This is a genomic window from Actinomyces sp. S6-Spd3 (genome assembly GCF_000758755.1).
Lineage (GTDB): Bacteria > Actinomycetota > Actinomycetes > Actinomycetales > Actinomycetaceae > Pauljensenia.
In genome coordinates this window covers 1-734 of the sequence record NZ_JRMV01000261.1, presented here as the reverse complement: position 1 = coordinate 734, position 734 = coordinate 1, and the positions used below count along the sequence as shown (strand labels likewise).

1 protein-coding gene is annotated in these 734 nt (G+C 57.2%); it reads right to left on the bottom strand.

Going from position 1 to position 734, the window contains the following annotated elements:
- Positions 1–734 (bottom strand): glycoside hydrolase family 38 C-terminal domain-containing protein (locus HMPREF1627_RS02070; protein ID WP_034500756.1); only part of this gene is annotated, 734 nt, incomplete at both ends.

The following is a 734-nucleotide window of genomic DNA, read 5'->3' as shown; positions in this document are numbered from 1 at the left end:
GCTGACCTCAAACTTGTAGGCCTCCCACGAGGTGTTCTCATGAGTTGGACGCGTAATGTAGCCCATTTGCGTCTCGTACTGCGCGTGATCGGTGTGGATGTCGACCGGCATGGCAAGCTTCAAAATCTTCTCACTCTCATGCCAATCCAGGCGTACGTGTACGTCCAGGGCGCGCGATCCGGGTCGCAAGCTCCAAGTAACCTCGGCCTTCGAGTTAGAGAACTCGGCTGTTGTACGCACTCTTGCGGCGCCGTCAGTGCTTTCAAAAACAGCGTTATTTGGCACAATCACCTGCTTGGATCCGCGATAAAACGGGTCCAGATCCCACGCGTCCCACTCATTGGGGAAGTCTTGGAATAGGTACAGTTCCCCGCCGCGTTGGCCGGCCGGCACATATTCGCGCCCCGTTTCTTTCTCTACCAGCGAGGTCAGCAGACCCTCCTCGTCAAACTGGGCCCGTAGATATTCATTTTCGAGCAGATGCCCTCGTACCTGTACCGGCGCCGCCTCAATTGGGGCGACAGCGGAAAGGGCAGGAATACCGTAGCCGGTAAAGCTAGAAGCATTAGTTAGTGCCGGGGTTTCGTCCTCGACAAGTGCCGCGAGCGAGCGGGCGATAATAGCTTCAAGGAGCTCTTGCACACGCTCATAGATGGCCGAAACTTCGCGGTAAACCCATGCAACGGAGGTGCCGGGCAGGATGTCGTGGAACTGGCACAGCAGCACGTCACGCC